General features: G+C 69.4%; 14 protein-coding genes, 3 tRNA genes and 1 pseudogene. 6 read left to right on the forward strand and 12 right to left on the reverse strand.

The genetic code is table 11. The features are described 5' to 3' along the window. Window positions 1-42 precede the first annotated feature (42 nt). Genes BBK82_RS04130 through BBK82_RS04140 form a run of 3 tightly spaced genes read right to left on the reverse strand, consistent with a single transcriptional unit; the run spans window position 43 to window position 985 of the window. Complete coding sequence (locus tag BBK82_RS04130; RefSeq protein ID WP_065913809.1) at window positions 43-306, reverse strand: barstar family protein; 264 nt, start codon at window positions 304-306, stop codon at window positions 43-45. Beyond that, on the reverse strand, window positions 303-761 hold the full coding sequence (locus tag BBK82_RS04135; protein WP_065913810.1) for a guanyl-specific ribonuclease: 459 nt from the start codon (window positions 759-761) through the stop codon (window positions 303-305). The genes BBK82_RS04130 and BBK82_RS04135 overlap by 4 nt, the downstream gene beginning before the upstream one ends. Beyond that, window positions 758-985, reverse strand: a complete 228-nt coding sequence (locus tag BBK82_RS04140; protein WP_065913811.1) for a hypothetical protein — start codon at window positions 983-985, stop codon at window positions 758-760. Before BBK82_RS04140 ends, BBK82_RS04135 begins: the two co-directional genes overlap by 4 nt. A 70-nt stretch (window positions 986-1,055) precedes the next feature. Here BBK82_RS04140 and BBK82_RS04145 point away from each other — a divergent pair, with 70 nt between their 5' ends. After that, complete coding sequence (locus BBK82_RS04145) at window positions 1,056-2,024, forward strand: zinc-binding dehydrogenase (RefSeq protein ID WP_065920802.1); 969 nt, start codon at window positions 1,056-1,058, stop codon at window positions 2,022-2,024. Between the two features lie 108 nt (window positions 2,025-2,132). After that, the gene (locus BBK82_RS04150; RefSeq protein ID WP_065913812.1) at window positions 2,133-3,551 is read left to right on the forward strand and encodes an amino acid permease; all 1,419 of its coding nucleotides are present in this window, start codon (window positions 2,133-2,135) and stop codon (window positions 3,549-3,551) included. Here the strand turns inward: BBK82_RS04150 and BBK82_RS49705 are convergent. Next, a complete protein-coding gene (locus tag BBK82_RS49705; RefSeq protein ID WP_065913813.1) occupies window positions 3,526-5,061 on the reverse strand; it encodes a DUF885 domain-containing protein in 1,536 nt (511 codons plus the stop codon). The genes BBK82_RS04150 and BBK82_RS49705 overlap by 26 nt on opposite strands. An 8-nt stretch (window positions 5,062-5,069) precedes the next feature. After that, window positions 5,070-6,033, reverse strand: a pseudogene (locus BBK82_RS56590) (DUF885 domain-containing protein). Between BBK82_RS56590 and BBK82_RS53725 the strand changes: the two are divergent. Continuing rightward, window positions 5,996-6,295: a hypothetical protein gene (locus tag BBK82_RS53725; RefSeq protein ID WP_065913816.1), complete on the forward strand. Its 300-nt coding sequence runs from the start codon at window positions 5,996-5,998 to the stop codon at window positions 6,293-6,295. The pseudogene BBK82_RS56590 and the gene BBK82_RS53725 sit on opposite strands and share 38 nt — an antisense overlap. 16 nt (window positions 6,296-6,311) lie before the next feature. Here the strand turns inward: BBK82_RS53725 and BBK82_RS04175 are convergent, their stop codons facing one another. Further along, window positions 6,312-7,358: a nitronate monooxygenase gene (locus BBK82_RS04175; protein ID WP_065913817.1), complete on the reverse strand. Its 1,047-nt coding sequence runs from the start codon at window positions 7,356-7,358 to the stop codon at window positions 6,312-6,314. Between the two features lie 114 nt (window positions 7,359-7,472). On the opposite strand from BBK82_RS04175, the gene BBK82_RS04180 reads away from it, so the two are divergent. After that, a complete protein-coding gene (locus BBK82_RS04180; RefSeq protein WP_083267772.1) occupies window positions 7,473-8,585 on the forward strand; it encodes an alkaline phosphatase family protein in 1,113 nt (370 codons plus the stop codon). Between the two features lie 10 nt (window positions 8,586-8,595). Here BBK82_RS04180 and BBK82_RS04185 read toward each other — a convergent pair whose 3' ends face one another. After that, window positions 8,596-10,071, reverse strand: coding sequence for a chitinase (locus tag BBK82_RS04185; RefSeq protein ID WP_065913819.1), 1,476 nt, complete (start codon window positions 10,069-10,071; stop codon window positions 8,596-8,598). Window positions 10,072-10,169: 98 nt separating this feature from the next. Between BBK82_RS04185 and BBK82_RS04190 the strand changes: the two genes are divergently transcribed. Together BBK82_RS04190 and BBK82_RS04195 are read left to right on the forward strand one after the other, a co-directional pair. Next, a complete protein-coding gene (locus BBK82_RS04190; RefSeq protein ID WP_065920803.1) occupies window positions 10,170-10,601 on the forward strand; it encodes an HD domain-containing protein in 432 nt (143 codons plus the stop codon). Between the two features lie 74 nt (window positions 10,602-10,675). Further along, on the forward strand, window positions 10,676-10,900 hold the full coding sequence (locus BBK82_RS04195; RefSeq protein WP_065913820.1) for a hypothetical protein: 225 nt from the start codon (window positions 10,676-10,678) through the stop codon (window positions 10,898-10,900). A gap of 71 nt (window positions 10,901-10,971) precedes the next feature. On the opposite strand, the gene BBK82_RS04200 is transcribed toward BBK82_RS04195, so the two are convergent. The 5 genes from BBK82_RS04200 to BBK82_RS04220 all read right to left on the reverse strand — a co-directional run bounded on the left by BBK82_RS04200 (window position 10,972) and on the right by BBK82_RS04220 (window position 13,080). Beyond that, complete coding sequence (locus BBK82_RS04200) at window positions 10,972-11,583, reverse strand: SAM-dependent methyltransferase (RefSeq protein ID WP_065913821.1); 612 nt, start codon at window positions 11,581-11,583, stop codon at window positions 10,972-10,974. A gap of 184 nt (window positions 11,584-11,767) precedes the next feature. Continuing rightward, window positions 11,768-11,850 (reverse strand) — tRNA-Leu (locus BBK82_RS04205). 9 nt (window positions 11,851-11,859) lie between these two features. Next, window positions 11,860-11,931: transfer RNA gene (locus BBK82_RS04210), tRNA-Phe, on the reverse strand. A gap of 26 nt (window positions 11,932-11,957) precedes the next feature. Beyond that, window positions 11,958-12,031 (reverse strand) — tRNA-Asp (locus BBK82_RS04215). Window positions 12,032-12,255: 224 nt separating this feature from the next. Further along, entirely contained in the window at window positions 12,256-13,080 is an 825-nt protein-coding gene (locus BBK82_RS04220) for a DUF72 domain-containing protein (protein WP_065913822.1), read from the reverse strand. Window positions 13,081-13,103: the final 23 nt, after the last annotated feature.

A 13,103-nucleotide genomic window follows, 5' to 3' on the forward strand; every position in this document is an offset into this window, starting at 1 on the left:
GACCCGCACTGTCCACTCCGGACGGCTTTTGCGCAGCCCGTGTCACCTTTCCGTGCGAATCACCCGCAGTGTCCGGTCACCCGACTCGGCGGTCTGCCTCACCGCGTCCCGCAGCACGTCCACGACGGAATCGTCCAGGTCAGCGGGCACGACCAGCACGTACTCGCCCTCGGGCAGCCACGACAGGTCGGTCAGGCTGTCGTACAACGCGTCCAGGTTGTGCCCGAACCAGGAAGGGAACGACAACGCCTCGGCAATAGCGCCGATCGCCGCATTCTTCTCCGAAACGAGAATGTGCCGTTTCACTTCTTCACGTCCACCACGACGAACGACGCGTAGTGGTCACCGGTGTAATAGACCTCGCGCTTGCTCCCGGTCACGAGCCGGCGCGCACCGCGGTCGGGACTGCCCGGCGTCGGCACCGTGTACTCCTTGTAGTACCCGGACTTCTGCTGCGGCAGCCGCTTCTCGCGGTTCTCGAACGTGACGCCGTCGTTCTTCGGGTACGGCATCGGCGCCTCGCCGCCGATCAGCTTGTACGTCTTCGCGGCCTCCGGCGGCAGCGCCGACAGCGCCGTGACCTCCAGCCCCGACTCCTTCGCTCCCGGCACCTCGGCCGGCTTGGCCGCGCTGCTGGAGGTGCTGGTCGGCGCGCTGGACTCCGGCTGCGGCTTCGACGAGCCCTCGCGCACGAACCAGCCGACCAGGACCAGCAGGACCAGTCCGACCAGCGCGACGGTGAGGCGACGACCGGGACTCATGCGGTGACCTTCTCGGGTTCGGACTCCGGATCGGACTCGGCATCGGACTCAGGCGCCAGCGACGCCGGGTTGTTCGCCCCCAGGTCGGCCACCCGGTCGACGAGCCGCGCCACGCCCAGGCACAGCGGCAGCACCACGACCATCACGATGGGGAACTGCACGGCGACGGGCAGCTGCACGAGCCACAGCTCGACCCCGTCCCACCACTGCCAAAGCCGGTCCACGCACCCGAGCCTAGTCCCGTGACCCGCGTCACGACGGTCGGCCGGTGCGCGGATGGGTATGTTGCGAACCATGTTCGCCGTTTACGCAGCAGAACCCAGTCCTGAGAACCCGCTGGCCTCGCTCCGCGTCGGCGAGCGACCCGACCCCGAGGTCGCACCGGGGTGGGTGCGCGTCGCGGTCAAGGCGGCCAGCCTCAACATGCACGACCTGTGGACGTTGCGCGGGGTCGGCATCAAGCCGGAGCAGTTCCCGATGATCCTCGGCTGCGACGGCGCGGGCGTCCTCGACGACGGCACCGAGGTGGTGCTGCACTCCGTCATCGGCGACCCGAGCTGGGACGGCGACGAGACCCTCGACCCGAAGCGCACGCTGCTCACCGAGAAGCACCAGGGCACGTTCGCCGACTACGTCGTGGTCCCCGCCCGCAACGCCCTGCCCAAGCCCGCGGACCTCACGTTCGCCGAGGCCGCGTGCATGGGCACGGCGTGGCTGACCGCGTACCGGATGCTGTTCGTGAAGTCCGGTCTGCGCCCCGGCCAGACGATGCTCGTGCAGGGCGCGTCCGGTGGCGTGTCGACGGCGCTCATCCAGCTCGGCCGCGCGGCCGGGTTCCGCGTCTGGGTCACCGGCCGCTCCGAGGAGAAGCGCGCTCTCGCGCAGACCCTCGGCGCCCACGACACGTTCGAGTCCGGCGCCCGCCTGCCGGAACGGGTCGACGCGGTGTTCGAGACCGTCGGCAAGGCCACCTGGTCGCACTCGATGAAGGCCCTCAAGCCCGGCGGCATCATCGTGATCTCCGGCGCCACGTCCGGCGACGCGACCGCGGCCGAGCTGCAGCGGCTGTTCTTCCTGCAGCTGCGCGTCGTCGGCTCGACCATGGGCACCCGCGAGGAGCTCGGCGACCTCATCCGGTTCTGCGCGCTCAACGACCTCAAGCCGCAGATCGGCGCCGAGCTGAAGTTCGAGGACGCCGAGCAGGGGCTCAGGGCGATGCTGGACGGCGAGACCGCCGGCAAGATCGTGTTCAGCAGGCCGTAAACAGCTCGAAGAGCCAAAAACCGGTTCCCTGATTGGTGGGTTCGGACAAACCGCGTGACAGTTGTCGCGAATAGGTTCGCCCGGACCCACTCTTCAAGGGAGCTAGGCATGACCACACAGGGCGTCTTCCGGCGCAAGCCCATCGACCAGATCGCGGAGGACAAGGGCGACGGGCTCACCAGAACGCTGGGCCTGTGGCAGCTCACCGCGATCGGCATCGGCGGCATCATCGGCGCGGGCATCTTCTCGCTCGCGGGCGCCGTCGCGAACAAGACCGCCGGCCCCGCCGTGCTGGTCTCGTTCCTCGTGGCCGGTATCGCGAGCGCGGCGGCGGCGTTCTCGTACGCGGAGTTCGCGGGGCTGATCCCCAAGGCAGGCAGCGCCTACACCTACGGCTACGCGGTGCTCGGCGAGATCGTCGGCTGGTTCATCGGCTGGGACCTGCTGCTGGAGTACACGGCGATCGTGGCGGTGGTCGCGATCGGCATCTCCGGTTACTTCACCGAACTGCTGTCACTGCTGGACGTCCAGCTGCCGCAGTGGATGCTGGGCGCACCGGGCACCGAGACCGGTGACGTCGCCGCGGGCACCTACAAGGTGAACCTGTTCGCGGTGGTGCTGTGCCTGCTGATCGCGTTCGTGCTGAACCAGGGCATGAAGAACGCCGCCCGGTTCGAGACCGTCCTGGTGTACCTCAAGGTCGCCGTGGTGGCGCTGGTCATCGTCGTCGGCGCGTTCCACATCAACACCGACAACTACAACCCGTTCTTCCCGTTCGGCATCTCGGGTGCGCTCACGGGTGCGGCGACGGTGTTCTTCGCGGTGTTCGGCTACGACGCGATGTCCACGGCCGCCGAGGAGTCGAAGGACTCGCAGCGGCACATGCCCAGGGCGATCATGTACTCGCTGGCGATCTCGATGGTCCTGTACGTGCTGGCCTGTCTCGTGCTGACCGGCATGGTGAACTTCAAGGACGTCGACTCGGAGTCCGCCTTCGCCACGGCGTTCGCCGACATCGGCCTGCCCGCGCTCGGCATCATCATCTCCGTCGGCGCGATCCTCGGCATCACGACCGTGCTCTTCACGTTCCTGCTCGGCGCCGCCCGCGTCGGCTACTCGATGAGCCGCGACGGACTGCTGCCGCGCTGGTTCGCGAAGACGCACCCGGTGAAGCGCGTCCCGTCGCGCATCACCTGGGTGCTGGGCATCGCCTCCGCGGTCATCGCCGGGTTCCTGCCGATCGCCGAGGCCGCCGAGCTCACGAACATCGGCATCCTGCTGGCGTTCGTCGTCGTCTGCATCGCCGTGGTCGTGCTGCGCTACAAGCAGCCCGACCTGCCGCGCACGTTCAAGACGCCGGGCATGCCGGTCGTGCCGATCATCGGTGTGGTCTTCTCGATCTGGCTGATCACGTTCCTCACGCCGGAGACCTGGCTGCGGTTCGGGATCTGGTTCGCGATCGGCCTGGTCGTCTACTTCGCCTACTCGAAGCGGAACTCCGTCATGGAGAAGGAGTCCAAGCGCTGACCAGCGAGTCGAGCGCGGCGAGCGGCACCGGTCCGTTCGCCAGCACGAGGTCGTGGAACGCGCGGATGTCGAAGCGGTCGCCCAGCCGGGTGGCCGCTTCGTCGCGCACCCGGAGGATCTCCAGGCGGCCCACCATGTACGCGAGCGCCTGGCCCGGCGTCTCGATGTACCGGTCGATCTCGGAGTCGATCTCCGGTGCGGTCATCACGGTGTTCTCGCGCAGGTAGTCGACCGCCTGCTGACGCGACCACCCGAGCGCGTGCATGCCCGTGTCGACGACCAGCCGTCCCGCGCGCATGGCGTCCAACGACAGCATGCCCAGCCGTTGCTCGTCGGACGAGTACAGGCCCATCTCGTCGGCCAGGCGCTCGGTGTAGAGGCCCCAGCCTTCGAGGTAGGCGTCGATGAACGCGAACTTGCGCACGTTGTGCAGGTCGGTCTCGGCCGCGATCGTGAGCTGGAAGTGGTGGCCGGGCGTTGCCTCGTGGAACGCCGTCACCTCCGAGAGCGTGCGGCTGCGAACGGTAGCGCCCAACGGGTTCAGGAAGTAGATGCCGGGACGCGAGCCGTCCAGCGCGGCGTCCATGTAATACGCGAGCGGCGCCACCTCGCGGTCCATCTCGGGCACGAACCGCACCTCGCAGGCCGCCTTGGGCAGCCGGCCGAACCACTGCGGTGCGACGGCCTCCGCCCTGGCCACGGCCTCCACCGCGCTGGTGAGCATGTCGTTCTCGTCGTCCCACAGCAGCTCGGTGCGCAGCCGCCGGAAGATCTCCGGCACGTCGGTGGTGCCCCACACCCGCGAGCCGATCTCGGCGTACTCCTCGCGCAGCCGCGCGATCAGGTCCAGCCCGAGCTGGTGCAGCTCGGCCGGGGTGTACGAGGTGGTCGTGTAGTCGCGGACCAGCCGGGCGTAGTTCTGCTCGCCCTCCGGCAGCCAGCACAGGCCGGCCTGCTCGTCCGGGCGTCCCTCCAGCGACAGCAGGACCTCGCGGAACCGCGCGAACCCCGGCCGCAGGTCCGCCTCGCCCTCCCACTCCTGCCGCGGCGAGGCCAGGAACCGCTCCAGGTGCGCGGCGCCGTTCGCTATGTGCCTGCTCACAGGCTTGCGGTCGGTGTTGAGCAGCCGCGTGGCCGCCTGGTCGAGGAAGCGCGGGACCTCACCGAGCCGCTGCGAGAAGTCGACCTGCGAGGCGAGCCCGAGCAGCCCGGCGACCGGTGCGCTCAGCCCGGCGGCGACCGTGTGCTCGACCAGCCGGGCGTCGATCTTGGTGATGATCGACTCGGCCTGGTGCCTGATCACGGCCTTGTCGACCGGATCCTCGTCGCTGGTGTCGACGCGGCTCAGGATGTCCGCGAGGCGGGCGCGCAGAGCCTGGTGGCCGTCGACGCCGAGGTCGTCGAGGCGGTCGTCCCAGCCGGGCAGGCCGACCATGGTGGCGAACGTCGGCGTCCAGTCCATCATCGCCTGGAACGTCTCATCTGAGAGCGAGGTCACGCTGTCCTTCATAGCCCCGCTCACCCGGCTTCGCCAACGAATTGGCCGACCAGGTCGCCCAGGGTGGACAGCGGCACCGGTCCGGTGCTCACCACGAGGTCGTGGAACGCGCGCACGTCGAGCCGCTCCCCCAGCGCGGTCTGCGCGTGCGCCCGGAACCGTTCGATCTCGATCCGGCCGACCATGTACGCGAGCGCCTGACCCGGCACCTCGATGTACCGGTCGACCTCCGCCTGGATCTCCGGCTCCGGCATCACGGTGTTCTCGCGCAGGAAGTCGACCGCGCGCTGCCGGGACCAGCCGAACGCGTGCAGCCCGGTGTCGACCACGAGCCTGGCCGCGCGCATCGCGTCCGCCGACAGCATCCCGAGACGCTGCTCGTCGGAGGAGAACAGGCCCATCTCGTCGCCCAGGCGTTCGGCGTAGAGGCCCCAGCCTTCGAGGCAGGCGTCGATGGAGGCGTACTTGCGGATGTTCGACAGGTCCGACTCGGCCGCCGGCGTCGTCTGCAGGTGGTGGCCGGGCATAGTACGCGATCGGCGCGGTCCCGCGTTCGGCTTCCTCGACGAGCCGGACCTCGCAGCCGACGCTGGGCATCCTGCTGAACCACCGCGGTGCCACGGCCTCGGCGCGGGCGATCGCCTCGGCCGCGCTGGAGACCATGTCGTTCTCGTTCTCCCACAACAGTTCCGTGCGCAAGCGGCGGAAGATCTCCGGCACGTCGGTGGTGCCCCAGACCTGCGAGCCGACCTGCGCGTACTCCTCGCGCAGCCGCGCGATCAGGTCCAGCCCGAGCTGGTGCAGCTCGGCCGGGGTGTACGAGGTGGTCGTGCAGTCGCCGACCAGCTTGACGTAGTTCGCCTCGCCGTCGGGCAACCAGCACAGGCCGGCCTGTTCGTCCGGGCGTCCGGGCGTCCGGGCGTCCGGGAAGCGACAGCAGCACCTCGTGGAACCGCGCGAACGCCGGTCGCAGGTCCGCGTCACCCCACCAGGGCTGCGCCGGACCGGTCAGCAGCCCGGCGATCCGCTCGGCGCTGCTGCGGGCGTGCCGGACCACCGCGAGCGTGACGGGGTCCTCGTCGCTGGTCTCGGTGCGCCGCAGGATGTCCGCGAGCCTGGTGCGCAACGCCTGTTCGCCGTCGACACCGAGGTCCTCGATCCGGTCGTCCCAGCCGGGTACGCCGAGCATGGACGTGAAAATCGGGTCCCGGTCCGAGAAGGCCTGGAACATCTCATCCGCGAGTGAGGTCACCAGACCGTTCTCAGCCGCGCACGAACCTCTGTGCCAGCGAGTTGACCGCTTCAAGCAGCTCCTCGTGCACCCGGCGGACGACCTCGGCGGCCGGTTCGGCCGGCGCGAGCGGGTAGGTGGTGCCCGCCCACAGCGACATGACCTCGAGCTCACCGGTCGCGCGCACCGGCTTGGTGAGGTGGTGCACGTTCGGGTACGCGGCGGGCGCGTGCGGGGTGTTCTCGACCAGGAACCGGTTCACCAGCCCGCGGGCCGGCCGTCCGCTGAACGCACGGGTCAACGCGGTCCGGCGGGTCCCTTCGCGCAGCGCCTCCCGTTGGGGCGCAGCGGTTCCGGCCTCCGGGCAACCGAGGAAGGCGGTGCCCAGCTGCGCCGCCACCGCCCCCGCCGCGAGCACGGCGGCGACGTCGGCACCGTGCACCAGCCCGCCGGTCGCGATCACCGGCAGGTCGACGGTGCCCCTGACCAGGCGGATCGCCGCCAGCGTGCCGTAGAGCTCACCGCCGCCGGGTGAGATGCCGTCGTCGGTGAACGTGCCGCGGTGCCCGCCCGCGTCCGACCCCTGCACGCACAGCACGTCCGCACCGACCTGCTGGGCCTGCCGCGCCTCGCTCGGGGTGGTGACCGTCACGACGACGGTCGAGCCGGCCGCCTTGAGCCGCCGCACGTCGTCGGCGTCCGGCAGCCCGAACGTGAACGACACCACCGGCACCCGCAGCGCCAGCACCAGTTCGAGCTTCGCCGCGTAGTTGTCGTCGTCCCACCGCGGCTCACCCGGCACCGCACCGACCTCGGCGGCGCGCTCGCTCACCCGGTCCACGTAGGACGCGATGTCCACCGTCGTGCGCGTGCCGGGCACGAACAGGTTGACCCCGAACGGCGCGCCGGTCAGCTCCCGGGTGCGCTTGACCTTCTCCGCGAGCTGCTCGACGGTGATGTACCCGGCCGCCAGGAACCCGAGGCCACCGGCGTCGTTCACCGCGGCGACCAGCTCGGGGGTGGAGGGCCCACCTGCCATGGGCGCGGCGATGACGGGCACGGCCAGCGTGTGGAACATGAGCTCAACCTAGTTGGACCTGGCGGTGGATGCCCGGTGAAGCGGCTGTGTCGTTGGTGACGCGACGGAACGCCGTTCACCCCCCGGCCATCCCGGTAGGCGAGACTGCGCGCCGTGAAACGCCGCAGTCTGCTCAAAGCCGCCGCCGGGTCGGTGGTGCTCTCCGCCGCTCCCGGGGTGGCGTTCGGTTCCGCCGGCGCCGGTCGGCGCGTGTACGTCGTGGTCCTGGACGGTCTGCGGCCGGACGAGGTGGGCACCGCGCTGACACCGAACCTGGTCGCGTTGCGGGAGGACGGCACGCACTTCCCGCGGGCCCGGTCGTTGCCGGCGGTGGCGAGCATCCCGGACCACGTGGTGATGATGACCGGGGTGCGGCCCGACCGGACCGGCGTGCCCGCGAACACCGTCTTCGACCGGGCCACCGGCGTGGTGCGCACACCGGACCACACCGACCTGAGGTTCCCGACCTTGCTGGAACGCCTGCCGCAGCTGGGTTTCCGCACGGGTTCGGTGCTGTCCAAGGAGTACCTGCGCGGGGTGTTCGGCACGCGGGCGTCGTACCACTGGGAACCGCGGCCGCCGATCACCGGGCACACGCCGGACGCGTTCACCTCCCACGCGCTGCACGCGATGATCGCGGAGGCCGACCCCGACCTGGTGTTCGTGAGCTTCGGCGACTGCGCCGAGGACTCGGGGGACGCGGTCGTGCGGTCGCTGGCCGTGCGGACGTCCGACGAGCAGCTGGGCAAGCTCGTCCGGTACCTCAAGGCGACGGGTCGCTGGGAACGGTCGGTGCTCGTCGTCGTCACGGACCACCCGGCACCCTTGGCGGACGTGTCGCTGCAGCAGCACGTCGATGCGGATCCGTTGTTGCGCAACAAGGTCGTCATCGCACCGAACGGTGGCGCCGACCTGTTGCACTGGACCGGTCCCGCCTCGGACCGCGAGCTGGCCCTGCGGCACCTGGAGTCGGTGGTCTCGCGCGTGCCCGGTGTGCTGTCCGTGCAACCGCCCGCGCGGTGGCGGCTGGGCGCGGAGGCAGGCGACCTGGTCGTGTGCCGGCGAGCTGCCGAGCCGGTGCCGTTGCTGGTCGCGGGTGGCGATCCCGTGGTTGGGCGCGGGATCTCGGCCACACCGGCGTCCACTGTGGATGTCGCACCGACGGTGGGGAGGCTGTTCGGCCTCCCCGAGCCGTCGGGCGGTTATGACGGGCAGTCCGTCATCTAGTCGCGGTCATCTAGGGCAGGGAGTCCAGATGCGGGGCGACCGTGTTGGCGAACTGCCAGTTGTTCGAGGCGTCCCAGTTGATCGACCACGTCATGGCGCCGCGGATCGACGGCCAGGTCGTGGTCGGCTTGAACGTCCCGCAGTTCGTGCCGCGCGCGAGGCAGCTGAGCGCGTTGTTGACGTTGGACGGCGCCTGGTACCCGCCACCGGCACCCGAGGGTGACGCGGGCAGGCCGAGGCCGACCTGGTCGGCGCGCAGGCCGCTCTGCAGCTGGATGCACGCGAGCGCGGTCAGGAAGTTGACCGTGCCCTGGCTGTGGACCTGCTGGTCGCAGCCGAGCATCGAACCGGAGTTGTAGTACTGCATGTTGACGATGGTCAGGATGTCCTTGGTGGCCAGCGCCAGCTTGAAGTACTCGGCGTTGACGTTCTGCATGTCGATCGTCTGCGGCGCCATCGTGATGACCTTGCCGCCACCGGCGTGGATGCTGCGCAGCGCCTGGCCCATGTACTGGGCGTTGACGCCGTTCTCCAGGTCGATGTCGACGCCGTCGAAGCCGTAGCTGGAGATCAGGCCCTTGACGCTGTTGGCGAAGTTGGTCGCCGCCGTCGAGTTGCCGACGCTGATCGTGCCCTTCTCACCACCGACGGAGATGATCACCTTCTGGCCGCGGGCCTGCACGGTCTTCACGTCGGCGCGGAACTGCGCGTCGGTGTAGCCGCCGAGCTGGCTGCTCAGGCCGGGGTCGAGGTTGAACGCGACCTGGCCCTGCACCGCCGTGGCGTCGGCGAACGAGACCGCGATGATGTCGTAGGTGGTGGGGACGTCAGCCAGACGCAGAGCGCGCGCACCGTTGTAGAAGTTCTGCCAGTAGCCCGTCAGCACGTGCTTCGGCAGACCGGTGTTCGGCGGGTTGCTGGTCGTGGTGGTCGTCGTCGTGGTCGTCGTAGTGGTGGTGGTCGACGTCGTCGTGCTCGTGGTCGTGGTCGTCGGCGGCGTGCCGGGACCGTCGAGGTTGACGTCGTCGGCGTAGTAGGCGGGCTGGCCGTACCAGCCGTGCAGGTAGATCGTGACGTTGGTGGCGCTGCCTGAGTTGAAGTCGAGGGTGAGCTGGCTGAAGCCGCTCGAGCCCGGCGTCCACGTGTTCTTCTCCACGCCGCCGGTGACACCGAGGTAGACGTAGCTGCCCTGCACCCACGCGCTCAGCTTGTAGGCCGTGTTCGGCTGCACCGAGACGGTCTGCTGGCACCGCGCGTTGCCCTGGCCGGCCGGGGCGCCCTGCAGCGCGTACTGCCCGGTGCGCTTCGTGCTCGACGTGGCACTGGTGCCCTCGGTGCACGTCCAGCCGCTCAGGTTGCCCGCCTCGAACCCGCTGTTGGCGGCGAGGTTCGCGGCGGCGGCGTTGCCGTTCATCACCAACACCAGACCGGCACAGGCGAAGAAGGCCGACAGCAGCGCTATCGCTGCTCGTCTGGTCTTGGACATGGTCCACCTCCACACATCATGCGGCGGCCATGTTGTGAGTGGACTAAAAATGGACTAGACCACTGCGGTTGGTCAAGCCCTGGTTTAGCTTGGTGGCCGTGTTCACCCTCGAAGACGCCATCGCGACCGCCACCGCCGCCCACGAGGGCCAGGTCGACAAGTCGGGCCGGCCGTACATCGGACACCCGTTGCGGGTCATGGCCGCCGTGACGGGCGAGCACGCGCAGATGGCCGCCGTCCTGCACGACGTCATCGAGGACACCCCGGTGACCGGCGCCGACCTGCTCGCCGCCGGCTGCCCGCCCGAGGTCGTCGACGCCGTCGTCGCGCTGTCGCACCTGCCGGACGAGCCGCAGGAGGACTACCTGCGCCGCGTCGCCGCCAACCCGCTGGCCGTGACGGTGAAGCGCGCCGACATCGGCGACAACCTCTCACCGGCCCGCATCGCCCGCCTCGACGCCGCCACCCGAGATCGCTTGAAGGCCAAGTACGCGCGTGCGCTGGGGTTGCTCGACGAGTTCGTGAGCTAGCTGACCTTCTTCATCGGTACAGACCTCGTGAACAGGGTGTATTATCGAATCGTAACCAAGATTGGAAGGACACGATGACCCGCCACGACCTGTCCGTGAAGTCCCTGCGATCGAGCCTGGCGACCCGCCGTGACGCTCGGACGAAGCGCCGGAGCCTGGAGCGGCAGTTGGCCAGCTACACCTCCGAGAGCGACCGCCTCGAACTGGACGCCATCCTCTCCCGCCACAGCACCGAGGAGACGAGCGAGCTCCGTTCGATCATCAACCGCCAGGCGATGGACCGCTTGATCCACGCCTGACCGGCACCTGTGTGGGCCACCCCCGGCAACGCCGCCGCGGGTGGCCTTTGCGTTTCCAGGGTGCGGATCTTCTAGTAAAGGCGCTTTACCACGAGCACGTTGTCCTTGCGCGGCTCCTGCTGACCATCCGGTCCGACGAGCATCCGCTCGACGACGTCGTCGGTGATGATGATCCAGTTGTCGCCGAGCTTGAGGTGGTCGAGCACGTCCTTGGTCGTCGGGAAGTAGTAGTCGTGGTGCTCCGACCACGACGGCGCGCTCGCGTGCCCGCCGACGACCAGCCGCCCGCCGGGAGCGACCGCCTCCGAAGCGCGCTTGAGGATGCTGTTGCGCTCCCCGTCCTCCTCGACCGGCGAGTGCAGGAACTGAGCACTGACGAGGTCGTACTGCCCCTCCGGGAACGTGTCCTTGAGGTCGTGCCGCTCCACCGAGATCTCGACGCCGGCGTCGGCCGCATGCCGCAACGCCCGGTCGAGCGCCACCTGCGACACGTCGACACCGAGCACCCGCCACCCCCTGCTCGCGAGCCACACGGCGTCGCCACCCTCGGCGCACCCGAGGTCGAGCGCACTGCCCGGCGTCAGGTCGGCGGCCTCGCGCACCAGCAACGGGTTCGGGTTGCCGGACCACACCTGGTCCCGCTCCGAGTAGAAGGACTCCCAGAACTCCTGCGCAGTCGTCATGCTGTCCACGATGCGCGCGACAGTGCCGTTATGGCAAACCTCGTTGCTGATTCAGCAACGCCCGCCGGTCGTGCAGCCGATGCTGCGAGGAGGAGCCACGACGATGAGCAAGGTCATCAGCGCCCAGGTCTTCGCACACGCCTGCACCACGCCGTCAAGCGCTGAACCCGACCACGTGACCCTGTGCCCCTGGCAGGAGTCGAACCTGCACGCCCGTGCGGGCACCCGGTTTTGAGCCGACCGCGTCTGCCGTTCCGCCACAGGGGCTCGGTGGAGTGGCTCCCCAGGGAGTCGAACCCTGTCCTCCGGATCTTCACCCCGGTGCTCTACCAGTTGAGCTAAAGAGCCATTGGCGCATTTGAAACGCGCACACGCGCTCACGACGGGACTCGAACCCGCGAATCGCCGCATCGACAATGCGGTGCCCTAGCCTCTGGGCCACGTGAGCAAACAAAAGAGCCGCCCTGAGCAGGACGGCTCACCTGGACCTGGAACAGGTCACAAGAGCGCGTCCACCCGCGCAAAGAGATCAAACCGGGGATCCGACAAGTCACTCATGCCACGTCCTCTCGGTTCGAAGGTGCCCACAGCATCACCCACCCCGCCCGGCGCGTTCAACCGAATAAAGCTGCTCAGTGAACAGCGCGCGACGCGTGTGACAGACCCGTTCGCTCAGAACAGAGTTGCGGGCTCGACCGGCTCGGGCTCGGGCAGCGCGTCGAGTTCGGGCATGAGCGTTCGCACGTCGTCGTGGAACCGGCGGGCGAGCGCGGGCGCGTCGTCGTTGTCGGGGGTGTGCACGAACACCGTCGGCGACCGGCCTTCCCCCAGCCAGTCGGCGACCACCTCGGTCCACGGCCGCCACCCCTCGACCGTGTCCTCGACCGAGTCCCGGCCCAGGTAGCGGACGATCGGCTGGTCGGTCAGCGCCCGCGTACGCCGCGGCAACCGCGGTTTCCTGTCCCAGGCCTCCCGCTCGGCTTCGCTGGTCGGCGGGCTCCGGAAGAAGACCTCGGTGTCGAACGGCACCCACTCGGCGTCCACGCCGTCGAGCGCTCCCTCCAGCAGCGACGTCGCGCCGGCGTCGGAGAAGAACGCGGGGTGACGCACCTCCACGGCACGCCGCAGGCCTGCGGGCAGCCTGCGCAGGAAGCGGGCCAGGGCGTCGACGTCCGCCGGGCCGAACGAGCCCGGCAACTGGGTCCACAGGACGGCGCGTTCGCCGAGGGGTTCGACTGCGTCCAGGAACGCCCGCATCTGCACCTCGACGCCTGCCAGCCGGCGCTCGTGCGTGACGGCCTTGGGCACCTTGACCACGAACCGAAAAGCGGGGTCCGTCTGCCGCGCCCAGGCCTCGACGGTCTTGCGGGCAGGCGTCGCGTAGAACGTGGTGTTGCCCTCGACGGCGTTGCACCAGCCCGCGTAGGCCCGCAGTCGCTCCCCGGCGGGAAGCGACTGCGGCAGGAACCGCCCGAGCCACGCCTTGTGGTTCCACATCGCGCAACCGACGTGAAGAAGTA

Origin of the sequence: Lentzea guizhouensis (assembly GCF_001701025.1) — a bacterium.
Lineage (GTDB): Bacteria > Actinomycetota > Actinomycetes > Mycobacteriales > Pseudonocardiaceae > Lentzea > Lentzea guizhouensis.